Source organism: Nodosilinea sp. FACHB-131 (assembly GCF_014695395.1).
GTDB lineage: Bacteria > Cyanobacteriota > Cyanobacteriia > Phormidesmidales > Phormidesmidaceae > Nodosilinea.
In genome coordinates this window covers 55,013-80,664 of sequence record NZ_JACJOF010000037.1, presented here as the reverse complement: position 1 = coordinate 80,664, position 25,652 = coordinate 55,013, and the positions used below count along the sequence as shown (strand labels likewise).

The following is a 25,652-nucleotide window of genomic DNA, read 5'->3' as shown; positions in this document are numbered from 1 at the left end:
CCTCTTGTGCATCTGTAGATAACGCTATGAATCAGTCTTCCCTGTCTTCTAACTCCGCCTCTGAGCCCGCCATGGCCACTGAACTCGATCTGCTTGCCAGTATTCTCAACCCCGAAACTGGGTATCCCTGGCAACCGCTGGCCCCTGAGGCCGAGACCTACTTAGCGAGCTTAGAGACAGAGTTTGACGCTCTCGACGGTGGAGAGACGAATGCTGCGATCGCAGCGGGATGGCAAGTCTTGGCCGCCCAGATGGCCACCCAGATGGGCAACTCCGAGTCTCAGGCCACGGTCAACCCGGTGCTTGAGCAACTGCGACAGTTTCAGAATCGTGTACCCAGTGGGTTGCTACACCGTCTGGCGATCTCGGCCACTACCCTGGCCCGCAGTGGTCAACCCCTAATTGAGCAGCTGGTACAGTGCGTGGATGACATTCTGCCCGGCTGGAACGTTGACGACCTGGCGGTGCTGGCTCGCCCTCTAGCCTACTCTCTACGCGATGGCCGGGGCGAAGTTTTGGAGCTTAATCTGCGGGCAATTCCGGCGACTGACTGGGATTTGCTGTCTAGCCTAGAGCAAGCGCGGCTCACCCTGACCGTAGCCTCGGTGGCCCTCAAGGTGGCCCAGAGCGAGGGTAGCGAGCCTCTGTAACTTTTCTACAAATCCTTCTGTTTACAAATCCTTCTACCGGGGGGGGCGATCGCGGCAATTGGTCGGCGATCCTGTGACAGCGACTACCTAGCCCTAATGCTCTGTTACGTTCTCGTAACGCTTCACTGACGAGGCCAATTTCCGCAGGAATCATGGGGGTAGTTGCTTCTCCTCCTCCTCACTATTCTCAAGGTTATGGGACTCTACCTCACCCCCTGGTTACATCGTCAACAGGCTCGCTATCGTCATCGGCAGGGCATCAACCAGATGCGAAAGGGCAACGTTGAGGCGGCGCTGACGGTTTTGCCCCAGGCCCTAAACCACTCACCCTGTCCAGCCGACATCCACATTGAGCTGGGCAAAGCTCAATGGCAAATTGGAGATACAACAGCGGCGCTGGAGCATTTTTCGGCAGCGATCGCCCTTGACCCTACCAGCGTGCGCGCCTTCGGCAACCGCGGCCTGCTCCACTGCCAGCAGGGGCGAGAGGACTTGGCCCTAGCCGACTGGCACCAAGCGCTTCAGCACCAGCCCGGCCATGCCCTCATTCACTACAACCGGGGGCTGCTGTACTTCCGACAGCAGGACTACACCGCCGCCCTAAACGACTTTGATGCCGCCCTAGACGCCAACCCCAATTTGGCTGAGGTCTACCTACACCGGGGCCACGTGCATGAGCAGCTGGGCCAAACCGCCGCCGCCGCCCACGATTGGGAACTGGCTCTCTGCAACGATCTCAACCTTGATCAGGCGCGGTTGAAGCTGCACCACTTGCAGCAGGTTCACCGCGATCGCGCCCTCTCCCAACGCCTGCAGGCGGAGCTGGGGCTCAGGCAGATTGTTGTCGAGGTCGAGCATCAAGAGGGGCATCTGCACATTCAAACCCATCGCCCGGTGGGGGTAGGCCTCAACTATTTCACCCTACCCAATCAAATTCGCGACCTGCTCGTCAGCTGGCAAATAGATGACATCTACAGCTTCGACCTCACGGGCCAGGTGCAAGACCAGTCAACGGTCGAGTGGCGAGGCCATTACAAGGTATTTCAGGGGCAGCCCTGCCCGCCAGCCCGGTGGCGTCGGGTGCTACTGACCGCCTTCGTAATTTTTCCGCCCTTGGGCATTCCGGCCCTGGCCTACGCCATGAACCTGCGCCAGGCCTACCAGCAGGGAGACTACCTCAGCGCCCTGCGAGCCTCTAAAGCGATTCAGGGGCTGTGCCGCGCCGGGGGCATTATTTCCCTTACGCTGGTGACTATACTAGGGGGCTACTGGGGCTACCAGCGCCTCTACGGTCCGCCGGAAGCCTCGGCTGCACCGGTGGAACTAACTAAGCCACCGATTCCGGCTGAGGCTGATAACTAGCCGCTAACTCGGCCGGGCTCATGGTTTCGTAGCGCTCAAAGGGCTGATGAATCCAGGGGTTGTCGGGCAGGTAGACCACATGATAGTCAGGCTTGACGATCGATTCGGCTTTATACCAGAGCACCGCTGTCCGCACATCTTCAATGTAGAAACCATATTTGTGGTGCAGCCAGGCCATAGATTTCTTTAGGCTGTAGCCCGAGTCGACCAGGTCATCGACGATCAGCACCTGGCTACCCAGGCTGGGGGTGGTCATGCTCAGATCGCGAGAGAAGGTGATCGAGCCTCGGGTGCGGCCATCGGCTCCGCCGTAGGAGGCGGTAGACAAAATTGCTAGGGGCACATCAAACAGCCGACAGAGGGTGTCGCCGATGCGCAGTCCCCCCTTGGCCAAGCAGACAATTTGGTTGAATTTCCAACCGGACTCGTAGATTTGAACTGCTAGCTTTTCAATGTCCCGGTGGTAGTCGTCCCAGCTTACGTAAAAATCAGCCATGTCCATCCTCCTTTGGAGCAGCCCCCGGCAGGTCGCTGTGCTCAGCCAGATTTAAGCTCAAGTGTAGAGTTTTGCCTAGGGAAGCGCTACAGTTCCTAAGCTGGCTTCGGTGTAAAGCATTGTGCGATGGGGAAATAATACACTGAGGACGCCGTTTGAATTGTCTTTCCCAAGCGGTTGCCTTGTCATCGATCGAGTGTGGATTCACTAAGCAGGTAATCTATGGCTTCTAACCCACCTTCTCCCGCCGCTGCCCCTGCCAAGTTTTCCCTTTGGGGCAAGCTGGCGTTTGGGGCTGGAGACATCGGGCCAGGGATGACCGCCAATCTGCTGTCGTTTTCATTTTTGATCTTTTTGACGACGGCGGCGGGCCTGAGCCCAGTGGCGGCGGGGTCGGTGCTGGCGATCGGGCGCATTTGGGATGCCTTCAACGATCCGTTTATTGGCTATCTGAGCGACAAAACCCGCACCCGCTGGGGCCGCCGCTATCCCTGGATTGTGCTGGGGGCAATTCCCTTTGGGGTGACCTTCTTTCTCACCTGGGTGGTGCCGGACTGGGGGGACACCGCTCGGTTTTGGTACTACGTGGTAATGTCGCTGCTGTTTCAGGTGTTCTATACGGTAGTGAACCTGCCCTACACCACCCTGACCGCCGAACTCACCAAGGATTACGACGAACGCACCGAGCTGACGGCCTTTCGGCTGGGATCGTCGCTGTTTGGGGCGATCGCCGCCCTCGGCCTTGGTCTGGTGATCACTCAGGTAATCGCTGATCAACGCCAGCAGTATTTAGTCTTGGGGGGCATCTGTGCAGTGCTGTCGGTGCTGCCGCTGCTGTGGTGCGTGTGGGGTACCTACCCCTACGCCGTGCAGCGCAACGCCCTACAGCCCGCCGACACCGACGAAGCAGCGCTGCCCTTTCTCCAACAGATCAAAGTCGTCTTTTCCAACCGAGCTTTTGTATTTGTGGTGGGCATCTATCTGTTTGCCTGGCTGGCCCTACAGATGACCGCCAGCATTATTCCCTTTTACGCCACCTTTTGGATGGGGCTTGACTCTTACTTTTTAGCGGCGCTGCTGGTGCAGGGCACCGCCATCGTGATGATGGTGGTAGTCAACTACCTCAGCCGTCGTCTGGGCAAGCAGGAGGTGTTTTACATCGGCATTGGCACCTGGATTATTGCCCAGATTGCGCTGTTCTTTGTGCAGCCGGGGCAGGTGGCGGCACTCTACCTGCTGTGCATTGTGATTAGCTTTGGGGTGGCCACCGCCTATGTGGTGCCCTGGGCCATGCTGCCCGATGTGATTGAGCTAGATGAGATCAAAACCGGCCAGCGGCGAGAGGGCATTTTCTACGCCTTTATGACGCTGCTGCAAAAGGTGGGTCTCGCCCTAGGGCTATTTTTAGTGAGCTTAGCCCTACAATTTTCGGGGTTTGTCAGCGAGGCAGCTCAGCAGTCTGACTCAGCCCTGCTGGCAATTCGCATTTTTATTGGCCCAGTCCCCATGGTGCTGCTAGCGATGTCAGTGCTACTAACCCGCTTTTACCCCATTACTCGTCAGATGCACCAAGAAATGCTGCTGAAACTGGCTGAGCGCGATCGCAACCAGGAGCCACATGATCCGCACGACTCAAATGGTTGAACTGCTAAGCTAACGCTACTAAGCTAGTGACTCAGATTGCAGGTTGTGGCTACTACAGACTTAATTAGCATTTTTTACAGCTGCACCACATCAAGCCGGGAAGTGGCTAAACGATCCATCCATCCGGCTAGGAAGGCGTGGTTGGCAGCTCGCTCGCGGGGGTCTTGGGTATCGGCGGGGTGAGGAAGCAGCCCTTGCAGCGAGGCGCTGGTGACGCAAAACATTGACTTTTGGAAGCTCTGGCAAATCTTGACTCGCACATCGTCGAGTCCACGACCGCTGGATTGGTAGAACGCCGTCAGATAGTCGGGTAGGTAGTGGCGCATATCCTGCATTAGCAGCGTGGGAGGAATGCCCGCTCCGCCAATGGGCAGGGGGTCGGCATAGAGCGCGCCATAATCAAAGCGACCCTGGTCGGCGGAGATTTGGTCAGCTTGGGCATTGTAGGAAACTGTGCCCAAAAACGGCGTGCCGCGAAAGAACACCGCCTCCACGTAGGGCACCGCCACATCCATCAAAAACGTCAGCCCGGCGGACTTGGGCAGCAGCTCGTAGCTGGTTCCATTGATCTCGACGGCATAGGAGATGGGGTTTGCCGCCGCCGCCACCAATCCCGCTTTGACAAAAGCTACTACATCAGGAATGGTCTGTACCTTGCCCGCATCGTAGGCATCGGACAGGTCAATAAACAGATCGCTCATCACCCGCCAGAATTGGCCCAGGGCGCTGTAGTAAGCTAGCTGACGCACCTGTTCGGGTAGAAAATCAGGAAATAGACCATTTAACGCCCGAATGGGTAGATTGGTTTTGATCTTGGCGGCAACAGCGGCCTGACAGTGCTGCAAAAAGTCGTCGCTATCGAGGTATTCATCCATTTTGCCGCCGCCATGCCAGAGCATAGTTTTCATGCAGTATTCGGCGTACTCAAAGTTGATGCGATCGTGCCACCAGTGGCGCAGCAGCTGCGGCAGCGTCACCTTACCGTTGAAGTACTTGAAGAACGGAAACAACACCAAGAACTGATGGTCGGCGATGTAGATCAGGTTCTTGGAGTAGGCGTCGAGCACCACCCCGTAGCTCTTGAGAATGCCCACCACTTCAATTACGTTGCTCTCGGAGTCGGGCAGCAGCGCTTCGGCACCCAGCAGCTTTTGAATAAAGGGTTCTAGGGGGTGGGAGTGAGCTTTGGCCAGGGATAGGGTTTTGGTCATGGCAGGGAAATCTCAACGCTGGGGGCGGCAAAGACGGGGGAAACGGGAATTGGCAGGGTTAGGGCCGGGTCAACGAAAAGGGTGTCGGCAACAGCGGGTACAGCCGTGGGGGCAAACCGGGTTCTAGCCTGCACAAAACCCTGGTAGGGCTGGTGCAGTACCAAAGTAGTGTGCTCGCTCCAGCGGGCCAGCCAGTTGGGCTGTAGGCCAAAGGCGATAATCAGCACGGCCAGACCCAGGGCAGGAGCGCGATCGCGCCAGGTCACAGAGGGCAGCTCAATATCGAGCTGAGGCGCAACGGTAGGGGGCGCGATCGCCAGCCGGCCAAAGAAGACCCGGTTTACCAGCAGCAAAAAGTACACCGCCGTCAGGCCCGAACCCACCATACACAGCAGCGTCTGCACCGGGAAGATCAAAAAGCTGCCTCGAAACACCAGAAATTCAGAAATAAACCCCACCATACCGGGAATACCAGCGCTGGCCATCACCCCCAGGATCATCATCGACCCCACAAAGGGCAGACCCCGCTCGGGGTTTAGCAGACCACGTAGCACCGTCATATCGCGGGTGCCTGTGGCCTTGTACACCACCCCCACCAGCAAAAACAGCAGCGCCGAAATCAGCCCGTGGCTAATCATCTGAAACACCGTCGCCACAATGCTCACCGGGGTGGAAGCCGCCGCCGCCAACAACACGTAGCCCATGTGGCCAATGGAACTGTAGGCCACCATTTTTTTCATGTCGGTTTGGGCGATCGCCGCCAGCGATCCATAGAGCACGCTGATCACAGCCCAAGTCGCCATCCAGGGAGCCAGAGCCATCCAGGCGTCGGGCAGCAGGCCCAGGCCAAAGCGCACTACGCCATAGGTGCCCAGTTTTAGCAACACTCCGGCCAGCAGCACCGACACCGGCGTTGACGCCTCCACGTGGGCATCGGGCAGCCAGGTGTGAAACGGAAACAGCGGTACCTTGATGCCAAAGCCAATCAGCAGCGCCACCAACAGAGAAATCTGCTGAGCTAGGGGTAACGCCGCGGCCAGACCGCTGTCGTAGTCAAAGCTAGTGTTACCCGACAGCCAGACTAGGCCCAAAAAGGCTCCCAAGATCAGCACCCCCGACAGGGCGGTGTAGATCAAAAATTTAGTGGCAGCGTAGCCTCGCCGCGACCCACCCCAAATGGCAATCAGCAGATACAGCGGAATTAGCTCTAACTCGTAAAAGATAAAAAACAGCAGCAGGTTAGCCGCCAAAAACGCTCCAGCAACAGCGCTGTTAATTACCAACAGCAGCACGTAGTAGAGCCGAGTGCGATGCAGGGTGGGTTCGCTAATATAAATTGCTACCAGACCCAACAGGCTATTTACCACCAGCAGCGGTAGAGACAGCCCGTCGAGGCCAAGGCGATAGCTCAGTCCCAAAGGCTCAACCCACGGCAACAACTCCTCAAACTGAAATCCCGGAGTTGCCAGCTCAAATCGAGTGGCCAAAAAGCCGAGCAAAGCCAGAGTCAGGGCCAAACCAACGCCGCTCACGACTTTAGCGGTTTGCGCCTCTAGCTTGCCAGGCCACAGGACCAGCACCAGGGCGGCCACCAGCGGAATTAAAATTAGTGCACTCAGCATCGCCAACCGTTACCAAAGCGTCCAGGTCATGAAAATTCCAATCAGCCCTACCCCGGCAAAGATGGTTAGCAGGTAGAGCTGCGACTGGCCTGAGGCGCTGTACTTAAGCCCCTCACCGCCAAACAGCGAAGCCAGACCCACCCCGTTTACCAGACCGTCCACCACGTATTGGTCAAACCAGCTGCTAAACCGGGCCAGAGTAGACACCGCCGCCACCACGGTTTTTTCGTAGAGGCGTTCGGTGTAAAAATCGTAGGCCAGCAAATCTTGGGCAATGCGCAGAGACCGATTGAGCGATCGCGCCAGCGATTTCGATAGCGGCACCGTCGCCCCTACCGCTACTCCTATCCAGCCCGATGCCAGCGTCAGCCCTGCGATCGGCCAGTTGATGTATTGCCAAGGGGGCAGCACCAGCAGCTTGCCCAGAATCAGCGGCAGCAGCAGCGTAACGATCGACAGGGTGACCATCGGTACCGCCATCTGCCACGGTACCTCTGGAGCGCGGCGGGTTTTGGGCTGAGATGTTCCCAAAAACACCAGACGAAAGACCCGCGTCAGATTCAGTGCCGTGAGGCCGTTGACCAGCAAAAACACCAGCGTCAGCAGCGGATAGTCACGGCTGAGAAAATCGGCTCCCATCCGCAACCCCCAAAAGCAGCCCAGGGGTGCCACACCAACCATTCCTAAAGCGCCGGTCACAAAAGCCAGGCTAGTCGCCGGCATTTTTTTCCCCAGACCGCCCAGCTCGGCCATGTTTTGGCAGTTGGTAGTCATAATGATTGACCCCACCGCCATGAAGAGCAGCGCCTTGGCTACAGCGTGGGTCAGCAGCAGCAGCAGCGCCACCCCTGGCCAGGTCGTGCCGACGGCAATAAACACCAGCCCCAGGTAGGCACTCGTAGAGTAGGAGAACGTGCGCTTCAGGTCGACCTGGGCCAAGGCAACTAGAGACCCACCCAGAGCCGTCACCGTGCCGATCACCACCAGCGTGCCCAAGGCTATCGGCGACAGCACCACAATCGGCTGCAGACGAATCAATATGTAGGCACCGCAGGTCACCACCACCGAGTTCCGCAAAATCGAGGCGGGGTTTGGGCCCTCCATAGCTTCATCGAGCCACAGGTGGAGCGGAAACTGCGCGCATTTACCAATCGGTCCGGCAATGAGCGCCAGCCCCAGAAGAGTAGCCATGGTGGGAGATAAATTCTCTACCTTGACCCACTCATACAGATCGTTGAAGTCAAGGCTGCCCGCCAGACAGGCCAGGGAAACCACTCCCATCAGCAGCAGCACGTCACCAATGCGCTTAGTTAAGAAGGCGTCGCGGGCGGCGGTCACCACTAGAGGCTGGGCATACCAAAAACCCACCAGCAGGTAGGTCGACAGCGTTAGCATCTCCAGCAGCGAGTAGGAGACAAACAGCGACCCACTTAACACCAGCCCGCTCATGGCAGCTTCAAAGACTCCCATCAGGGAATAGAAGCGGGCTAGAGCCCAGTCTTTCTCTAAATAGCCTAGGGCAAAGACCTGGGCCAGCAGGCTGAGGCCTGTGATCAGTTCCAAGGCACCCAGGTTGAGCACCGAAATGTCGAGGGCTAGAGTGAGGTGTAGATCGGCAAAGTCAAACCAGGAAAACAGCAGTTCCTGGGGGCCTTGATTCCAAATGCCGCGAAAGGCCATCAGCCCGTGAACAAAGGACACCAGGGTCATCACAATGTTGAGGTAGGCCGATGGTCGAGGGCCGGTGCGGCGAATCAACCCCGTGGACCAGGGCAGCGATAGCAGCGCCCCAATGAGGCCATACATTGGCAGCAGCCAGCTGGTCTCAACAAAAAATTGGGTCATCCCGACGTTCTCTGACAACACCTTAAATGCTTATCTCCAACGGCGATGGTTCAGCAGATAAAAGGCTACGGCTGCCAGAATCCGGCGACCCTAGCTCAACAGGTTGACCAAGCGAAGCACCTTCGCGCCGCCACCGGCTAGTTGCCTGTGGCCGCAGCAGCTTGCTGACAGCTGAGCTAAATCAAAGCGCAGTCTGTAGCGCCAGACTTAAAACCGACAGTCAACCCATCAGCCCCAACCCGCTAGAGAATCCGCCGGACTGAGCACAGACCCTCTCCAAAGCTGGCAGGGCAAAATTTTAGACCTCTTTACCTTTATCTCAAAGCGTTTTGCTATTCTACCTGATTCCCTGAGGGCGATCGGCCCAAGAGCCGTGAGTTTAGCGGGTTGACCTATAAAGACTCCTTAAGCGATCGATTAGAAATCACAACCCAATTTAGGGCATTCGTACTGAGGATCAATAGATTTAGAGGTTGGGCAGCCCGCCCCAGCTTAGATGAGTGCTAGAACCACCTATGCTTTCTACCCTCTACCGATTCAGCAGAGTCTCAAGCCCAAGCTGCAGGTGAGCAGACACTATTGCCAACCTATGGATTGATTACGAGAAAAAAACCTTTACGTCATCAGCTTTAATAATATTCAACATTAGCAACAATCATTGGGGCTTATATTGCAAAAGTGACTACGGACACCTATGCTTAATCTGTCATCAAGAATTTTTGGGCAATCTGAAGTTTTGCTTCCCCAACGGTGATTTCCGGCTTGTCATCTTTTGGGACGTTTTTTTGCGCCTGAACAGCAGACAAAGTGCGTTAGGTAAACCAGGGTTGTCTAAGTTTATAAGGAGATTTCGACTATGCCGATTGCTGTGGGAATGATTGAGACGCTGGGTTTTCCGGCTGTAGTAGAAGCCGCTGACGCGATGGTAAAAGCGGCCCGAGTTACCCTGGTGGGCTACGAAAAAATCGGTAGCGGCCGTGTCACCGTGATTGTGCGGGGCGACGTGTCTGAGGTGCAGGCCTCGGTAGCAGCTGGCATTGAGAATGTGAAGCGAGTCAATGGCGGCGAAGTTCTGTCTACCCACATTATTGCTCGTCCCCACGAAAACCTGGAATTTGTTCTGCCCATTCGCTACACCGAGGCGGTAGAGCAGTTTCGCAGCTAGGTCTTAGAGGTGCGGTTTTTTGAGACCCATTCGTTCTAAGGTTTAAGGGACTGCTGGGCTGGTGGGCCTAGCCTAGGGTAAGGCTAATTCAGCACTCGTTTGAGCTCCTGTATTCTCTGAAAAAAAGGCATATAAAAGCATGGCAATTGCAGTTGGTATGGTCGAGACGTTGGGCTTCCCCGCTGTGGTGGAAGCTGCCGATGCCATGGTGAAAGCGGCTCGGGTCACCCTGGTGGGCTATGAGAAAATCGGTAGCGGTCGCGTCACCGTCATCATTCGCGGCGACGTGTCTGAAGTGCAAGCTTCCGTGGCAGCCGGTATTGAGAACGTGAAGCGGGTCAATGGCGGCCAAGTGCTGTCTACCCACATCATTGCTCGTCCCCACGAAAACCTGGAATTTGTTCTACCCATTCGCTACACCGAGGCGGTAGAGCAGTTTAGAGAGAGTGTTAGCGGCATCCGCCCCTACGGCAGATAAGTCACTATGCTCTTGGCTAAGGTTCGTGGCACGGTAGTTAGCACCTGCAAGGAGCCTAGCTTGAGCGGCACAAAGTTTTTACTGGTGCAGCTCATTAGCGAAACTGGTGACTTGCTGCCTGACTATACGGTGGCCGCCGATGTGGTAGGGGCTGGCCCCGGCGAATGGGTGTTAATTACCCAGGGCAGTGGGGCCCGCCAGCAGCGCGGCTACGAAAATCGTCCTGTGGATGCGGCAGTGGTTGCCATTGTCGATACCGTAAGTCTCGACAGCGGCAATCTTTACAACAAGCGAGACGATTTTAGCTAGCTGGGTTTCTTTACATGGGCAATCCAGTTCAGCTAGCACAGGCAGAGACTACACTCTCCCCATAATTAGCTCACTTCTGTGGTTGAGCAGCTAGTTAGTCGGGGTTTTTTGGGAGGACGTACGGCAATGGCGATCCGCACACCAGCGGCATCTCCGACTCAGGCATGGGGTTCGCAGCAATCATCTGGGTCATCGGCCCGGGTACATGGGTTAGCCCAGGTGCAGGGTCAGGTTCTCGTTGAGGCTGGGGCAGTTTTGGCCGCTGGCTCAATAGTTAGGGCCGACCCCGGTGCCGCCGTGCGACTCGGTGCTGCTAGCACCCTACAGGAGGGAGCCACGGTATATGGTCGTGCCCAGGGACAAGTGCTGGGAGACGATCGCAGCCCCTGGGCGGTCTGGGTAGGCGATCGCGCCATTCTCACCCACAAAGTGCTGGTGCAGAGTCCGGTCTACATTGGTGCTGACTGCTTTATTGGCTTTCGCTCAACCCTATTTAACGCTCGACTGGGAGCCGGGTGTGTCGTGATGATGCACGCCCTTGTACAAGATGTGGACGTGCCGCCCGGCAAGCTGATTCCCTCAGGTTCAGTAATTACTCAACAGCATCAGGCCGATGCCCTGCGCGACGTTGGCCCCATTGATATTGCCCTGATTAGGGAACTTGCAGGAACGCCTGGCCATGCGCCCCCCCTAGGTGGGTCAGCTAGCACAGCGTCTCTAGATACCACAGCACACTCAAACGAACGCGATGGATTAGGCACTATGACTTCTCAACTGCTACCCCCCGACGTTGTCCAGCAGGTCCGTCAGTACCTGGCCCAGGGCTTCACCATTGGCACCGAGCACGCCGACTCTCGCCGCTATCGCAGTGGCGTCTGGCAGACCTGCAGCCCAGTTCAGTCCCAGCGTGAGCCTGAAGTGCTGGCCGCCATCGAAAACTGTCTGTCTCAGCACTCGGGTGAGTACGTGCGCATGTTCGGTATCGATCCGAGGGCGAAGCAGCGAGTCGCCCCCATCACTATTCAGCGAGCCGACGGCAAGGCTGTTGCCAGCAGCGGCTCGGTGCCTTCTCATGCTAGTTATTCCAGCCCTTCTAACAATGGTGGCCATCGCCCGGCCCCGGCCGTGGCCAGCGGCCCTCTGTCGCCAGAGGTGGTGCAGCGGGTGCGTCAGTACCTCAGTCAGGGCTACCGGATTGGCACCGAGCACGCCGATACTCGCCGCTACAGCAGTAACGTGTGGCAAACCTGCTCTCCCATTCAGTCGTCCCGTGAGGGTGAGGTCTTTGGTGCCCTCGAGCGCTGCCTGGCTGAGCACTCGGGCGAATATGTGCGACTGTTTGGCATCGACCCTAAAGCGAAGTGCCGCGTTGCTCCCATTACCATTCAGCGCCCCGACGGCAAATCCGTGGCGGCTAGTTCGCGATCGGGCGGTTCTCCTAGCAACTCCTATGCGTCGGCTCCTAGCCCTAGCGGTAGTTCTCAGGCCAGCGGTGACGTAGCTCAGCAGGTGCGCCAGTGGCTCAGCCAGGGGTACCACGTTGGGGCTGAGCATGCCGATGCGCGCCGCTACAGCAGCAACGTGTGGCAGTCTTGTCGGACCATCACCAGCAACCGTGAGGGCGATGTCCTAGGCGCTATCAACACCTGTATAGCTGAGCACCCCAACGAGTACGTGCGGGTATTTGGCATTGACCCCAGAGCCAAGCGGCGAGTGGCCGCAGTCACCGTGCAGCGGCCGGGCTCTAAGTCGGCACCGGTTGCCCCATCGCCCTCCTATTCGACCTCCAGCGCCCCAAGCGGCAATGGGGCAGCTCCTATGGGAGGCCTTCCCCAGGAGGTAGTGCAGCAGGTGCAGCAGCTCTTCAACCAGGGCTATCGTCTCAGCCTTGAGCATGCCGACGTGCGTCGCTATCGCAGCGGTGCTTGGCAAAATGCCGGCATGCTAGAGGGAAGCCGGGCCTCGGATGTGCTCAACGCCCTAGAGTCTCAGCTGCGAAACCACTCTGGCCACTATGTGCGGCTAGTAGGCATCGATCCAAAGGTGAAAAAACGAGTGCATGAAGCCACTATCCAGCGACCTTAGAGACCTCTCACTCAACCTTTGACCGTGGCAGTACCCGCCCAGGTGATCACCCAGCCTACCAATGGCTACATTCAGGGAGATGTAGATTTAGCGCCTGGAGTGGCGATCGCACCTGGGGTATTGCTAGGGGCTGCCCCCGGTTGCCGTCTGGTGGTCTCTGCGGGCGTCTGTTTGGGGGTCGATGTGGTGGTGCAGGCCTGCCACGGCGACCTGGTGATTGAGCCAGGGGTGAGCTTGGGCAGCGGGGTGCTCGTAGTAGGACATGGCTCCATTGGTCAGCACACCTGTATTGGAGCCAATAGCACCCTCATCAACCCTACGATTGGGGCATCTCAGGCGATCGCACCGGGGTCTTTACTGGGCGAGCCAACGCAGACATCTTCTGACCAGGAGTCTTCATCTAGCGGATTTACCCCTAGTACTAGTAGCCACGTCTATGGGACTGCCAGCAGCATAGGGGCTGCGGAGAATGGTCTCAACGGCTCGGGTAACCCCACTGTTGGGACAGCTCACAACGGCAGTATCCCCAGTGGCATTGCCCAGAACGGCAATACTCAAAACAGTATTGGGCACAACGTTGCTGGGCAAAATGGATCCTCCGTCTACGGCAAAACCCAGGTCAATCGCCTACTAGCCACCCTATTTCCCCAGCGTCACTCGCTCAATGGCGCTAGCTCAGAGGACAGGCCCTAGAATGGAGAGGCAGACACCCTGTGCAGAGGCACCCTATGCAACCCGACGGCAAACTAGCCTCGCCCCTTGACCTCAAGTCTGGCACGCCCAAGCGGTTAACCCTGGCTACCCCTGCGCCAGGTCAAAAAGAAGCCCAGCGGCGCGACAAGTATCGCGGCGCTGCTTTGGGTATGGTGTCGACGGAGAGCTTTCCGGCGGTGGTGGGTACGGCCGATGCCATGTTGAAAGCCGCCGATGTGCTGCTGGTAGGCTACGAGAAAACGGGCGGCGGCCACTGCACTGCGATCGTGCGGGGGGGCATTTCCGACGTGCGCATGGCGGTAGAGGCTGGAATTAGAACCGCCCAGGATTTTGGTCAGTTTGTCTCGTCAACGCTGATTCCGCGCCCATTGCCCAACCTGGAAGCGGTGCTACCTATCTGCGCCCGTTGGGACGAGCTGCAGCGTGAGGGCGGCGGTAAGATGGGCAGTCAGGCCATTGGTCTGTTAGAGACCCGTGGCTTCCCTGCCATGGTGGGGGCCGCTGACGCGATGACCAAGTCGGCCGATGTGCAGCTGATGTCCCACGAGACGATTGGCGAAGGCCTTTGCACCATTTTGATTCGAGGGTCGCTGCCCAACGTGGCGATCGCGATCGAAGCCGGCATGCACGAAGCCGAGCGCATCGGTGAACTCCATGCCGTGATGGTCATTCCCCGCCCCCTCGATGACCTGGTTGAATCGCTGCCCATTATGGAAATGGAGCAGGAGCAGAAGCAGCCCGAACCCCTACGCATTCCCCTCAACCTGGAAGTCAAACAAGAGGAGACCGAAGCCGAGCCGGTGCTGATCGAAGCGGCGGCGGAAGAGGCTACCCCGATTGCCCTAGAGCTGACTGTAGACGAGCAAGAGCTAGCCGACGAAGAGCTTTAGAAAGTTAGGTAGAGCAGAGATCTGAGGAAAGCCGATGCCTATGGTTAAGCGGTGGCAGTTAGCTTGCTACGGTTGTGCTGCTTGCATATTGCAGCAGTTGACTTAGTCGGGACACTTTGACAGATGGAATCCTCCGGTAGGGACGTTGCAGTGCAATGTCCCTACGTCGAGCCTGTCCTAACTCAATGGACGTTTGCTGTATCTCTATGCTCTTTGAACCAATCCCAAACTTGCTCTACCAGATCTTTGGCATCGGCATCAAACCACTGCGCTGCTACGCGGTTGCGAAACCAGGTGCGCTGCCGTTTGGCGAACTGGCGGGTGTGCTGCACGATGTCGGCCTGGGCGATCGGTAGAGAGACATCCCCTTGCAGGTAGCGCAGCATTTCGGCGTAGCCCAATGTCTGCAGCAGGGGCAGCTTTGGGCCATATTTTTTCAGCAGATGAGTTACCTCATCTACAAATCCCGCTTCAACCATGGCCTGGGTGCGCTGGGCAATGCGGCGTTCTAGTGCAAGGACATCACAGTCAAGAGCCAGGTAGAGCACTGGGTATGCCGGAGGTGCTTCTCCCTGGAGAACCGACATGGGCTGGCCAGTGACGTAGAACACCTCCAGGGCGCGCACCGTACGCACCGGATCGTGGGGGTGAATGCGTAAGGCCGCCGCCGCATCCAGGCTTTTGAGCAGAGCATAGCAGTGGGGCTGCCCCAGAGCCTCTAACTGCTGGCGCAGGGCCGGCTGAGGAGCTACGGGCGGAATGCGTAATCCTTTCACCACCGCGTCTATATAGAGACCGGTACCACCCACCAGCATGGGAACAGCATTCGTTTGGTGAAAGGTATGAATTAGATCCTGAGCCTGACGCTGGTACTGGGCCAGGGTGAGGGTTTCAGTCGGAGCGCAGATGTCTATTAGATAGTGGGGAATTTGCTGCCGATCGAATACCGAAGGTTTTGCCGTCCCAATATCAAACTCTCGATATACTTGTCGGGAGTCGGCGCTGAGAATGCACCCTTGAAGGCGCTGGGCTAGGGCGATCGCCAAAGACGATTTGCCCGTGGCCGTAGCGCCGCCAATCACCCACAAAAATGGTACAATTGAACTATTATTCTCCGTCTCCTGGAACGACGATTCTAGCTGGGGAAATTTAGGTGGTTGCATCCCTAGTTTATTCTTGAGCTGACGTTGCCTTAGAGCCCGCTGTGGCTGCTTTGTGCTATAATTTCTAGGTGTTTTGACCTGGCGAGCATTCGGGTGGCTTAGAGCCCATTTTTGGAGCGTACAGTATGACAACTGACTACGGTGCCGATCAGATTCAGGTTCTAGAGGGGCTTGAGCCTGTTCGCAAACGTCCAGGCATGTACATCGGCAGCACTGGCCCCCGTGGACTCCACCACCTAGTGTACGAGGTTGTTGATAACTCCGTAGACGAAGCGCTGGCAGGCCACTGCGATCGCATCGATATTTCCCTCAATGCCGACGGCTCGGTTTCCGTTACCGACAATGGGCGCGGCATTCCCACCGACATTCACCCCCGCACCGGCAAGTCGGCCCTCGAAACGGTGATGACTGTGCTTCACGCTGGGGGCAAGTTTGGCGGAGGCGGCTACAAGGTGTCTGGGGGCCTTCACGGCGTGGGTATCTCGGTAGTCAACGCCCTATCAGAGTGGGTTGAAGTTACCGTCTGGCGCCAAGGGAAGGAGCACAAGCAGCGATTTGAGCGCGGTGTGCCTATCGGTGAGCTGTCGGCAGAGAAAATTGCCGAAAAGCGCCAGGGCACCTCGGTCACCTTCTTGCCCGATACCGAAATTTTTCACAACGGCACTGAGTTTGACTACGACACCCTGTGCGGCCGCCTGCGTGAGCTGGCCTACTTGAATGCGGGCATTCAGGTAATCTTTACCGACTACCGCCTAGACGTGATCAAGTCGGACCAGCCCAAGGTTTCGACCTACCACTATGCGGGCGGCATCATTGAGTACGTCAAGTACATCAACAACGACAAGCAGCCCATCCACGATGAGATCATTCACATCTCCTCCGAGCGCGATGGGGTGCAGGTAGAGGCCGCGCTGCAGTGGTGTATCGACGCCTATTCTGACAACCTGCTGGGCTTTGCCAACAACATTCGCACCATCGACGGCGGTACCCACTTGGAGGGACTGAAGGCGGTGCTGACCCGCACCCTCAACAACTTCAGCCGCAAGCGCAACAAGCGCAAAGATGCCGACTCGAACCTGGCAGGGGAAAATATCCGCGAGGGGCTGACGGCAATTATCTCGGTGAAGGTGCCCGACCCCGAATTTGAGGGTCAGACCAAAACTAAGCTAGGCAACACCGAGGTGCGGGGTATTGTCGATTCTCTAGTGGGTGAAGCCCTAACCGAGTATCTCGACTTCCATCCCAATGTGGCCGACGCCATCTTAGAGAAGGCCATTCAAGCCTTTAATGCCGCCGAGGCCGCTCGCCGAGCCAGGGAACTGGTGCGTCGTAAGTCGGTGCTAGAGTCGTCTACCCTACCGGGCAAACTGGCCGACTGTAGCAGCCGTGACCCCAGCGAGTCGGAAATTTTTATTGTGGAAGGCGACTCAGCCGGTGGTAGTGCAAAGCAGGGGCGCGATCGCCGCTTCCAGGCCATTCTGCCGCTGCGGGGCAAAATTCTCAATATTGAGAAAACCGAAGACTCTAAGATCTACAAAAACACTGAAATTCAGGCGCTGATTACCGCCTTGGGCATGGGCATTCGCGGCGAGGAGTTTGACTCATCGCAGCTGCGCTACCACCGCATCTGCCTGATGACCGACGCCGACGTGGATGGGGCTCACATTCGCACCCTGCTGCTAACGTTCTTTTACCGCTACCAGCGCGACCTGGTCGACCAGGGTTACATTTACATCGCCTGTCCGCCCCTCTACAAGGTGGAGCGGGGTCGCAACCACTGGTACTGCTATAACGAGCGCGAGTTGCAGAACCTAATTACCAACGAGTTTCCGGCCAACGCCAACTACACGGTGCAGCGGTTTAAAGGTCTGGGAGAAATGATGCCCCAGCAGCTGTGGGAAACCACCATGGACCCCACTACCCGCACTATGAAGCGGGTGGAGATCGAAGACGCCGCCGAGGCCGACCGCATCTTTACGATCTTGATGGGCGATCGCGTCGCTCCCCGTCGTGAGTTCATTGAAACCTACGGCTCCCGCATGAAGCTAGAAGACTTGGACATCTAGGGTAAAGAGCCAGTATCTGACTTCTTGCGGTGGATCATGCCCGACGATTGCTCATTGTCGGGCGTGAATTAAACCAGCGTAAACGGTGTGCCGGAGCAGCAATGTTGCTCCCTTAAGGCAACGTCGACATCGTTGAGATGCTGCAATTCTTTGATCAACCTTGATCAATGGGATAGTTCATCCTTGAGCGAATGTATTCTATGGATCGTTGCGTTAGGGGTGAACTATGACGACGATTCAGCCAATTGTGCTTGAGGATGATAACGGCACGAGCTACACCATTTACGTAGAAACTGAGGTTGCAGAAACCTACAGAATGCCAGTCGCTCCACTTGCCGCTCCGCCTGCTCCACCCAGCTCCTACGACCCCGATACTAACCGCGACTATGATTGGCTACCCGGCGCACCAACGCGGGCTCTACCGCCGCCCATTAGCGCTCAGCTTCAAACAATTCACCAAACTATTCGTGCCTATACAATGTATGCCCTAGGGGCCTTCAAAAACCTGGCTGGGGCTGAGGTTGAAGACCTCAAACTCAGCTTTGGTATCAAAATTAACGCCGATACCGGAATTCCTATGCTGGCTAAGGGTTCCATTGATGGTGACTTTAAAATCGAGGTCACCTGTAAGTTTCCTAAAAACCAAGCGAGTTAGACCAGCTAACCGTCAAAATTTGCGTAGGTGATTTGAAACTGCAATTTTTTCTTAAACTCAAACGACTGACTTTAGGTTCAGTTACTTATTGAGTCGTTCAGCCCGTTCAAAGAAGCATCGAAGAGTTTGATGCTAGCGAAACATTGAAGAATTCTGCTGGCGTTACAATTAAAAAGCTGGATTAGTAACCTGTACTAACCCAGCTTTTTAATGGTTTGGAACCGATGATCTAGTTTTCAGTAGAGCCAGCTAGCTTGACTTTTTTGGCCAGACCGACCGTTTCAAGCAGGCGAATGGTCATCCAGGTCATGTCAACTTCCCACCATTTGAGGCCGTGGCGGGCCGAGTACTGATAGGCATGGTGGTTGTTGTGCCAGCCCTCACCGTAGGTGAGCACGGCCACCCACCAGCAGTTGGTTGATTTGTCCTCGGTCTCGTGGCTGCGGTAGCCAAACTTGTGGGTGGCACTATTCACTAGCCAAGTGCAGTGGTAAACCGCCACCAGCCGCACAAAGATGCCCCACAGCACAAAGGGCCAGCCGCCCAGGGCGTAAAGCACTACGCCGAGACCAACTTGAAGCAGCAGGAAATACTTTTCGCAGAACAGGTAGAAGCGATCGTCTTTGATATCGCGGATGAAACGGTCAACCTCGTGGCGGGCCGGCACGTCGCGCAGCATCCAACCCATATGGCTCCACCAAAAACCCTTGTTAGAGTCGTGGTGGTCGAGGCTCTGGTCAGAGTAAGCATGGTGGTGGCGGTGTAGGCCGACCCACATAATTGGGCCGTGCTGGCAAGCCAGGGTGCCGCAAAAAACAAAAAAGTACTCCAGCCACTTGGGCACCGTAAAGCTACGGTGAGACACCAGTCGGTGCCAACCCAGGGTAATACCCAGGCAGCCGGTGAACCAGTGGAGCAGCAGTGCTACCCCGATCGCCGCCCAGGAAAAGTTAGCGGGCAGAAACGCCAGGGCCGCCATGCTGTGGACAAAAATCATGAAGCCAAGGGTGACCCAATCGCGGGACAAACGCTCGGTAGTTACAGCAGTCATGCAGAAATCTCAGAATTTTGGACAAGCGCCCCAGCAGGAATCCTCAGTAAGAATTTTGCTCAGGCAGAGTAAATGTAGGGGACAATAGTTACCCCTGTTTCTTAACGAAAAAATTTAACCATTGCAACAATCAAACCTGATGATGCCCTCTGACTCGACCCTTCTTCCAATATTTTATGGAATTGACGCTCAGGTCAAGCAAAATCTAGCGCGAGTATTAGGGGCATTTCGACAGCATCGGGTGGGAAGTCACCACTTTAACAGCGTGTCGGGCTACGGGCACGACGATCTGGGGCGTGACACCCTCGATCGCGTCTTTGCCGACATAGTGCAGGCGGAGGCCGCCCTGGTGCGATCGCAGTTTGTCTCAGGCACCCACGCGATCGCCTGCGCCCTGTTCGGCGTGCTGCGCCCTGGGGATGAAATGCTAGCCGTAGCAGGCACTCCCTACGACACCCTTGAAGAGGTAATTGGCTTACGGAGCAAAGGCCAGGGGTCCTTGGCCGAGTTTGGGGTGTCCTATCGAGAGTTACCATTGACCGCTGACCACACCCTCGACTGGGATGCCCTAGCGACAGCAGTGGGGCCAAAAACCCGACTGGTGCACATCCAGCGATCGTGCGGCTACAGCTGGCGGTCATCCCTCACCATAGCCGAAATCGAAAAGATCGTGGCTACGGTAAAAGGCCAGAATTCCACCGTTGTCTGTTTTGTCGATAACTGCTATGGCGAATTTTTAGAAGACCGTGAGCCTACTGCCGTTGGCGCCGATCTCATGGCCGGATCGCTGATCAAAAACCCCGGCGGCACCATTGCCCCCACCGGTGGCTACATCGCTGGTCGGGCCGACCTAGTTGCAGCGGCCGCCTGCCGTCTTACCGCCCCTGGCATTGGGGCCAGCGGTGGTTCTAGCCTCAACCTCAACCGCCTGCTTTATCAGGGACTATTCTTAGCTCCCCAAATGGTTGGTGAAGCCATGAAGGGCAATTATCTTCTAGCGGCCACCTTTGCTGCCCTAGGGTACCCCGTCAATCCAGACCCCAGTGCATCCCAGCGCGACGTGATCCAGGCCATTCGCCTAGGGTCACCCGAGAAGCTGATCGCCTTTTGTAAGGCCGTACAACAGCATTCTCCCATCGACGCCTATGTCGAACCCGTACCGGCTGCCATGCCCGGCTACGACAGCGAGCTGGTAATGGCTGGGGGCACCTTTATCGACGGCAGCACCTCAGAACTATCGGCTGACGGCCCTCTACGAGAACCCTATATCGTTTACTGCCAGGGCGGCACCCACTGGACCCATGTGGCCCTAGCGGTGGAAGCAGCGGTAGAGGCGATCGGCCCGTTGTAGAACAGCTCCTAGCAGTAGGTCGGGCATGCTTCGCTTTGCCCAGTTTCAGCATTCAGCACACAAAAATCATTGGAAAAACGTTGTTCTCCCAATGGTACAGGCTACGCCTGATTGTCCATACCGCACTTAAAAACAGCAGGGGCGATGGACTGCGATCCATCGCCCCTGCTGTTTACAGAATATAGATTACAGAGGCAAGCTTAGCTATGGCCGCCGCTGACTAGAGTGGTCAGAATGGGCAGATTAGCCGCCAGCAGGTAGGCGAAGGTAGCTCCGCCAATGCCGCCGATCAAAAAGCTACCGGCAAACTCGCTCCAGCCTTCATCAGATTCGAGGCTGGCGGGAGGGGGGAAGGGGGTGGTGGCTTTAGTAACGGAGTGGTTAAGGCCAGAACCTGAGTAAATTGACAGGCAGGCGGTCAAAATCACCACTAGGCCCGCCGCGCTCAGCAACCCAGCTAGGCCGGGAATTTCAGAATCGCGCAGGGGGCCGAGTAGGGCAAAGGGACCGTAGAGAAAATAGCCATGGGCCATGCCAATTTCTAAGCCGCGCCGCTGGGGGGAAAGCCCCTTGCGGTAGGCGGGCAGATTGCCAATAAAAGCCTTTGAAAACCCAGAGGAATTAATCGGCGTCTCTAGGTTGCCGATTTGTGGATCCCCAGCGGGCTGAATGAGGTCTGTCATGGGGGAAGTTTCTCCAACTCAAACAAGATCACAGCAAATAGATAAAGACGGTTTCCAGATGCTGTTAAGTCTCCAAAAACCATCTCTAGAGCGTGTTCGCGAGGACTGCCTCACGAGGTCTTTCCCTAGGGGTGTAGCAGCAAGTCGGGAAAGAAGCGATTGAATTCGATCAAAATACCGGCGTGAATCAACATCCACACGGTCAGCAACACCGGGGCAGTTGATAGATACCGAGGCAGGCCGTTGTTCATGGTCTAATTCTCCTGGGTCTTATTCTGGGGAGTCGTTATTCTGGGAATCAGCGGGAGATTTACCTAGCGAGGAGATACAGTGATCTCTTCGTTCTTAGCAAACATAGCCCCGCTAGCAATGTCTTTGAAGGCAAGTAGCGGCCAGGCAAACCCAGTTAACATGGTCTTGATAGCCAGGGGCACATCAATAACGACTTCCTTTTCTTCGGGATTCTTGTCACCACGTACCGTGATGAGGTAGGCGCGACCTACCCAGCCAATCCACCCAGCGATGTAGAGAAACAACAGACTAGGGATGAGAAACTCACCGGCATGGGCCAGATCGCCGTCTACCACCAAGTGGGGTAGGCCATCGCTGCCGCACAGCAGGGTAGAGCTACCATAAAAGTCGAACCGAGCTTTGGCCGATTCGGTCTTGGCACCAGCGGCTCGCTTCAGAAATGCCTCGTTCTGACCACAGGGGGTAAGGCCGGCTACGTTGTCGCCAGCCAGGCTAGCGGAAGCCGGGGGGGCAAACCCGAACCAGAGAAACACTACAAGCGCTACAGCAAAAAACCGTCGCATAAACTGTTCCTTTTAATTACCGAAGAAACTAGGGCGATTTGAACGTAAAGTTAAGTTTTTTGAACAAAAATTCACCCAACTTGGTCGCCATAATACCTCGCGGTCGAACCCCCGTAAAGCTAATATCGGTGGGGTGTTTACATCTCTACAAATTACGGCGCGCCTTACTCTAATTCGCTTTTGCGGCTTACTCTAGTTCTCTTTTAAGCACAACCCCCATGGCGACGATTTTAGCGATAGAAACTAGCTGTGATGAGACAGCGGCGGCGGTGGTGCGCGATCGCACCGTCCTCAGCAACGTCGTTGCTTCGCAGATTGCCATTCACCAACCCTACGGCGGCATTGTGCCCGAGGTAGCCTCGCGACACCATGTCGTCACGCTGGGGGAAAGTATCAGTGCGGCCCTAGACCAAGCTGGACTGGGCTGGACCGCCATTGATGGGGTCGCCGCCACCTGCACCCCAGGCTTAGTAGGCGCTCTATTGGTAGGGCTAACAGCGGGCAAAACCCTGGCTATGGTGCACCGCAAGCCCTTCCTAGGGATTCACCATCTGGAGGGGCATGTCTACGCTAACTATCTGGCCAGCCCTGATCTGGAGCCCCCTTACCTGTGCCTGCTGGTGTCAGGGGGGCACACCAGCCTGATCTATGTCAAAGGCTGCGGCCAGTACCAGACCCTGGGCCAAACCCGTGACGACGCCGCTGGGGAAGCCTTTGATAAGGTAGCGCGCCTCATGGAGCTGGACTATCCCGGCGGCCCCATCATCGACCAGCTGGCCCAGACTGGCAATCCTCAGGCGTTCCCGCTGCCCGAAGGCAATATTTCGCGCCCCGAGGGGGGCTTCCACCCCTACGACTCCAGCTTTAGCGGGCTAAAGACGGCGATGCTGCGACTGGTGGAAAAACTTAGGGCAGATGGGGTTGATCCCCTACCGGTAGCCGACTTGGCCGCCAGTTTCCAGGCCACAGTGGCCCGCAGTCTGACCCGCCGGGTGGTGGCCTGTGCCCAGGCCTACGGCCTGACCACTGTGGCGGTAGGGGGTGGAGTTGCTGCCAACAGCGGTCTGCGCCAGCACCTCCAACAGGCAGCCGTCGATCACGGCCTGCAGGTGCTATTTCCGCCCCTTAGCCTCTGTACCGACAATGCCGCGATGATCGGCTGCGCGGCCGCCGACCACCTGAACCAGGGGCATTGCTCAGGCTTTGCCCTGGGAGCCCAGTCGCGTCTCGACCTGGCACGGGTTATGGAGCTTTACGCGCCTATCGCCGTGGCTTGACGCTACACTGGGGTTCAACGGCTAGCGGGTAGGCGATCGCCCACCCACCAGCTTAGGGTTGTGTTGGTTAAGCGTTATGGTTTCACTGCACCGCGTTCGTTCTTGGCCTCAGCCCCTGCTGAACGTCTCCTGGCTGGGAGGGTTAGCGCTGGGTACTCTGCTGTTGGCTGGATGTGGGCCTGAGCCTACCCAAACCGTTACCGGCACCACCAGCTACGAAGCCCAGCTGGCTCAGCACTTAGCCGACACCGGAAGCGTAATGTACGGGGCTTATTGGTGCCCCCACTGCGCTGATCAGAAGGCGATGTTTGGTGAGGCTGTGGAGCAAGTGCCCTACGTAGAGTGTGCCGCCGATGGCGACAACCCGCAGCCAGAGCTGTGTGAGCAAAAGGGCATTCAGGGATATCCCACTTGGGAAATTGATGGTCAGCTCTCCCCAGGGGTTAAGTCTTTAGAGGACTTAGCTACCCTGTCAGGATTTTCGCCGCCCCAGTAGGGCGGCACTAAGCCAGCTTTACAGCTGAGCCGCCTTTGTCCGTGTGTTATTCATTCTCAGATTCCATTGCATAACCCGAGCCCCACTCCCCATTCCCACCTGCACGAGGTCGAGCCCACCGGTGATACCAGGGCTCATCCCCACGTCCATGACCCAGAATCGCTGCGGCGAATTGTCAATCGGCTGGCCCGCATTGAGGGCCACATTCGCGGCATTAAGACTATGGTGCAGGAAAGCCGGCCCTGCCCAGACGTGCTGGTGCAGGTGGCGGCGGTGCGGGGGGCACTCGATCGCGTCGCCCGCATCATTCTCGATGAGCACCTGACCGAGTGCATTGGTCGCGCTGCCGAAGACGGCAACATTGAGGAAGAAATTGCCGAGCTTAAAGCTGCGTTAGATCGGTTTTTGCCTTAGTTTTAGGGTCTAAGGTGCAGGGTTTAGGGCAGAATCGCAAGCATTCAGCCAACCCTTTCACCCTAAACCCTGCACCCTATGCCCCTTTAGGCCGGAATAAATCGGCTGTGCTCGCGCAGCAGGATGCGCTCAAACTGGCGCACCCAGTGGCTAAAGCGATCGCTCTCCTGGGCCGTGGCGAACACCAGGGGTTTGCGCGTTAGCAGGGCTACATACTCCTCCTTGGTGCGTACCACAAAGGCAGTTTGCTGGTCTAGCTCAATGCAGATGTGGGAGAACCCCTCTAGCTTCAGCGAGGACATCAGCAGCGATTTGAGCCCTAGGGCCTGAAATACGAGCTGCACCCAGCTCGTACTTTCGTTGTCGGCGGTGATGAAATACTCGCGGGGCAGACCGCTGAAGTCGAAGATAGCAACTCCGATAATATTCTCCAGCATTGCGTCTTGGGCGGAGAGCGGGGGCGCGGGCTGCGCCGGTACAGATGCCTTAGCCGTAGTCATAGACCATTCACGTGGTGGCACAGGATACTGAAGGAACCAGCCATAGACACGAGGCGCATCGCTGGCTACCTGAAAGAACTCCCTTGGCTTAGCATACCCGGCCAGCCACAACAAATCATTGTTTAGTTGACCAGTGCTCAGAGTGGCCTAGCGGCGGTCGCCAGTCTTTTTTGGCGCAGAAAGAGGTGCGCATCTGCCCCTTGCCCTTGACCCAGACTTCGCCCCTCAGATCACGGTTGTAGGTGGCTTTCAGGCAGTTGTAGGTAGTTTCTAGCACTCGAATTTGCTCAGACACTATGCGGCTGGCGGTGTTTACGGCGTCGCCCTAGAGGTTGTAGATAAATTTTTTGATGCCGATGCGCGGCGAAGGAACTGGCCGGTGCGATCGCTAAGCTCCTAGGCCATAGCCACAATTAAGTAGCCCACCGCCACAGCTAAAACACCCGATCACTGACATCCTAAACGACTGCTCAACAACAACTGAGCCATGGATAATCCTGAGTTAAAGATGCGATCAACCGCCCAGCAAACTTGAGCTGCCCAATTTCGACCCGAGTCGTTTCGTAGTGGTGATAGCGACTCTGATTGAATCAGTGGCAGTGGGAAAATCAGCTCCTTTACACCAAGTCTTAGGGTTACTGGACATGGTGTAAAGGATCGGTATGGTCTTTGTAGTGATCGCCCTTTGGTTTAATCTTTGCGACAACAGG

At 56.7% G+C, this 25,652-nt stretch carries 25 protein-coding genes and 1 pseudogene; 15 read left to right on the top strand and 11 right to left on the bottom strand.

Annotated elements, in window-relative coordinates:
* Positions 1–26 precede the first annotated feature (26 nt).
* Both H6F75_RS24450 and H6F75_RS24445 read left to right on the top strand, forming a co-directional pair.
* On the top strand, positions 27–650 hold the full coding sequence (locus tag H6F75_RS24450) for a hypothetical protein (RefSeq protein ID WP_190755415.1): 624 nt from the start codon (positions 27–29) through the stop codon (positions 648–650).
* Positions 651–845: 195 nt separating this feature from the next.
* Positions 846–2,012 carry a tetratricopeptide repeat protein gene (locus H6F75_RS24445; protein ID WP_190755413.1) on the top strand — a complete coding sequence of 389 codons (1,167 nt, stop codon included), beginning with the start codon at positions 846–848 and terminating at the stop codon, positions 2,010–2,012.
* On the opposite strand, the gene H6F75_RS24440 is transcribed toward H6F75_RS24445, so the two are convergent.
* Positions 1,978–2,508, bottom strand: coding sequence for a phosphoribosyltransferase family protein (locus H6F75_RS24440; RefSeq protein ID WP_190755411.1), 531 nt, complete (start codon positions 2,506–2,508; stop codon positions 1,978–1,980). The two genes, H6F75_RS24445 and H6F75_RS24440, sit on opposite strands and share 35 nt — an antisense overlap.
* Positions 2,509–2,730: 222 nt before the next feature.
* On the opposite strand from H6F75_RS24440, the gene H6F75_RS24435 reads away from it, so the two are divergent.
* Positions 2,731–4,152 (top strand): MFS transporter, encoded by a 1,422-nt coding sequence (locus H6F75_RS24435; protein ID WP_190755409.1) that lies wholly within the window; start codon positions 2,731–2,733, stop codon positions 4,150–4,152.
* 74 nt (positions 4,153–4,226) lie between these two features.
* Here the strand turns inward: H6F75_RS24435 and H6F75_RS24430 are convergent, their stop codons facing one another.
* Genes H6F75_RS24430 through H6F75_RS24420 form a run of 3 tightly spaced genes read right to left on the bottom strand, consistent with a single transcriptional unit; the run spans position 4,227 to position 8,830 of the window.
* Positions 4,227–5,363, bottom strand: a complete 1,137-nt coding sequence (locus H6F75_RS24430; RefSeq protein ID WP_190755408.1) for a CO2 hydration protein — start codon at positions 5,361–5,363, stop codon at positions 4,227–4,229.
* Positions 5,360–6,985 carry an NADH-quinone oxidoreductase subunit M gene (locus tag H6F75_RS24425; protein ID WP_190755406.1) on the bottom strand — a complete coding sequence of 542 codons (1,626 nt, stop codon included), beginning with the start codon at positions 6,983–6,985 and terminating at the stop codon, positions 5,360–5,362. The genes H6F75_RS24430 and H6F75_RS24425 overlap by 4 nt, the downstream gene beginning before the upstream one ends.
* A gap of 9 nt (positions 6,986–6,994) precedes the next feature.
* Positions 6,995–8,830: an NAD(P)H-quinone oxidoreductase subunit F gene (locus H6F75_RS24420; protein ID WP_190755404.1), complete on the bottom strand. Its 1,836-nt coding sequence runs from the start codon at positions 8,828–8,830 to the stop codon at positions 6,995–6,997.
* A gap of 856 nt (positions 8,831–9,686) precedes the next feature.
* Here H6F75_RS24420 and H6F75_RS24415 point away from each other — a divergent pair.
* The 6 genes from H6F75_RS24415 to H6F75_RS24390 all read left to right on the top strand — a co-directional run bounded on the left by H6F75_RS24415 (position 9,687) and on the right by H6F75_RS24390 (position 14,471).
* Positions 9,687–9,995: a carbon dioxide-concentrating mechanism protein CcmK gene (locus H6F75_RS24415; protein ID WP_190755402.1), complete on the top strand. Its 309-nt coding sequence runs from the start codon at positions 9,687–9,689 to the stop codon at positions 9,993–9,995.
* Positions 9,996–10,134: 139 nt separating this feature from the next.
* Complete coding sequence (locus H6F75_RS24410; protein WP_017296879.1) at positions 10,135–10,473, top strand: carbon dioxide-concentrating mechanism protein CcmK; 339 nt, start codon at positions 10,135–10,137, stop codon at positions 10,471–10,473.
* Between the two features lie 6 nt (positions 10,474–10,479).
* Positions 10,480–10,782: a EutN/CcmL family microcompartment protein gene (locus tag H6F75_RS24405; RefSeq protein WP_073608507.1), complete on the top strand. Its 303-nt coding sequence runs from the start codon at positions 10,480–10,482 to the stop codon at positions 10,780–10,782.
* Positions 10,783–10,908: 126 nt separating this feature from the next.
* On the top strand, positions 10,909–12,867 hold the full coding sequence (locus H6F75_RS24400) for a ribulose bisphosphate carboxylase small subunit (protein WP_199304115.1): 1,959 nt from the start codon (positions 10,909–10,911) through the stop codon (positions 12,865–12,867).
* A gap of 24 nt (positions 12,868–12,891) precedes the next feature.
* Positions 12,892–13,560, top strand: a complete 669-nt coding sequence (locus tag H6F75_RS24395; protein ID WP_190755400.1) for a hypothetical protein — start codon at positions 12,892–12,894, stop codon at positions 13,558–13,560.
* Positions 13,561–13,595: 35 nt separating this feature from the next.
* Positions 13,596–14,471: a carbon dioxide-concentrating mechanism protein gene (locus H6F75_RS24390; protein WP_190755398.1), complete on the top strand. Its 876-nt coding sequence runs from the start codon at positions 13,596–13,598 to the stop codon at positions 14,469–14,471.
* A gap of 182 nt (positions 14,472–14,653) precedes the next feature.
* On the opposite strand, the gene miaA is transcribed toward H6F75_RS24390, so the two are convergent.
* Positions 14,654–15,634: a tRNA (adenosine(37)-N6)-dimethylallyltransferase MiaA gene (miaA, locus tag H6F75_RS24385; protein WP_190755396.1), complete on the bottom strand. Its 981-nt coding sequence runs from the start codon at positions 15,632–15,634 to the stop codon at positions 14,654–14,656.
* Between the two features lie 125 nt (positions 15,635–15,759).
* On the opposite strand from miaA, the gene gyrB reads away from it, so the two are divergent.
* Positions 15,760–17,700 (top strand): DNA topoisomerase (ATP-hydrolyzing) subunit B, encoded by a 1,941-nt coding sequence (gene gyrB, locus H6F75_RS24380; RefSeq protein WP_190755395.1) that lies wholly within the window; start codon positions 15,760–15,762, stop codon positions 17,698–17,700.
* Positions 17,701–17,926: 226 nt separating this feature from the next.
* Entirely contained in the window at positions 17,927–18,355 is a 429-nt protein-coding gene (locus H6F75_RS24375; protein WP_190755393.1) for a CU044_2847 family protein, read from the top strand.
* A gap of 229 nt (positions 18,356–18,584) precedes the next feature.
* Here H6F75_RS24375 and H6F75_RS24370 read toward each other — a convergent pair whose 3' ends face one another.
* On the bottom strand, positions 18,585–19,406 hold the full coding sequence (locus tag H6F75_RS24370; protein ID WP_190755391.1) for a fatty acid desaturase: 822 nt from the start codon (positions 19,404–19,406) through the stop codon (positions 18,585–18,587).
* A 139-nt stretch (positions 19,407–19,545) separates the two neighbouring features.
* On the opposite strand from H6F75_RS24370, the gene H6F75_RS24365 reads away from it, so the two are divergent.
* A complete protein-coding gene (locus H6F75_RS24365; protein ID WP_190755389.1) occupies positions 19,546–20,757 on the top strand; it encodes a methionine gamma-lyase family protein in 1,212 nt (403 codons plus the stop codon).
* 200 nt (positions 20,758–20,957) lie between these two features.
* Here the strand turns inward: H6F75_RS24365 and H6F75_RS24360 are convergent, their stop codons facing one another.
* The 3 genes from H6F75_RS24360 to H6F75_RS24350 all read right to left on the bottom strand — a co-directional run bounded on the left by H6F75_RS24360 (position 20,958) and on the right by H6F75_RS24350 (position 22,255).
* Complete coding sequence (locus H6F75_RS24360) at positions 20,958–21,440, bottom strand: photosystem I reaction center subunit XI (protein WP_190755387.1); 483 nt, start codon at positions 21,438–21,440, stop codon at positions 20,958–20,960.
* 125 nt (positions 21,441–21,565) lie between these two features.
* Positions 21,566–21,691: a photosystem I reaction center subunit IX gene (gene psaJ / locus H6F75_RS24355; protein WP_190755385.1), complete on the bottom strand. Its 126-nt coding sequence runs from the start codon at positions 21,689–21,691 to the stop codon at positions 21,566–21,568.
* A gap of 63 nt (positions 21,692–21,754) precedes the next feature.
* The gene (locus H6F75_RS24350) at positions 21,755–22,255 is read right to left on the bottom strand and encodes a Photosystem I reaction center subunit III (RefSeq protein WP_190755384.1); all 501 of its coding nucleotides are present in this window, start codon (positions 22,253–22,255) and stop codon (positions 21,755–21,757) included.
* 218 nt (positions 22,256–22,473) lie between these two features.
* Between H6F75_RS24350 and tsaD the strand changes: the two genes are divergently transcribed.
* The 3 genes from tsaD to H6F75_RS24335 all read left to right on the top strand — a co-directional run bounded on the left by tsaD (position 22,474) and on the right by H6F75_RS24335 (position 24,442).
* Positions 22,474–23,532: a tRNA (adenosine(37)-N6)-threonylcarbamoyltransferase complex transferase subunit TsaD gene (gene tsaD, locus H6F75_RS24345; RefSeq protein ID WP_190755382.1), complete on the top strand. Its 1,059-nt coding sequence runs from the start codon at positions 22,474–22,476 to the stop codon at positions 23,530–23,532.
* Positions 23,533–23,608: 76 nt separating this feature from the next.
* On the top strand, positions 23,609–24,028 hold the full coding sequence (locus H6F75_RS24340) for a hypothetical protein (protein WP_190755380.1): 420 nt from the start codon (positions 23,609–23,611) through the stop codon (positions 24,026–24,028).
* Positions 24,029–24,127: 99 nt separating this feature from the next.
* Positions 24,128–24,442, top strand: coding sequence for a metal-sensitive transcriptional regulator (locus tag H6F75_RS24335; protein WP_190524444.1), 315 nt, complete (start codon positions 24,128–24,130; stop codon positions 24,440–24,442).
* Between the two features lie 86 nt (positions 24,443–24,528).
* Here the strand turns inward: H6F75_RS24335 and H6F75_RS24330 are convergent, their stop codons facing one another.
* Positions 24,529–24,942, bottom strand: a complete 414-nt coding sequence (locus tag H6F75_RS24330; RefSeq protein WP_242020334.1) for a hypothetical protein — start codon at positions 24,940–24,942, stop codon at positions 24,529–24,531.
* A 115-nt stretch (positions 24,943–25,057) separates the two neighbouring features.
* Positions 25,058–25,255 (bottom strand): annotated as a pseudogene (locus tag H6F75_RS24325) (adenylate/guanylate cyclase domain-containing protein); the annotation flags it as partial.
* Positions 25,256–25,652 lie beyond the last annotated feature (397 nt).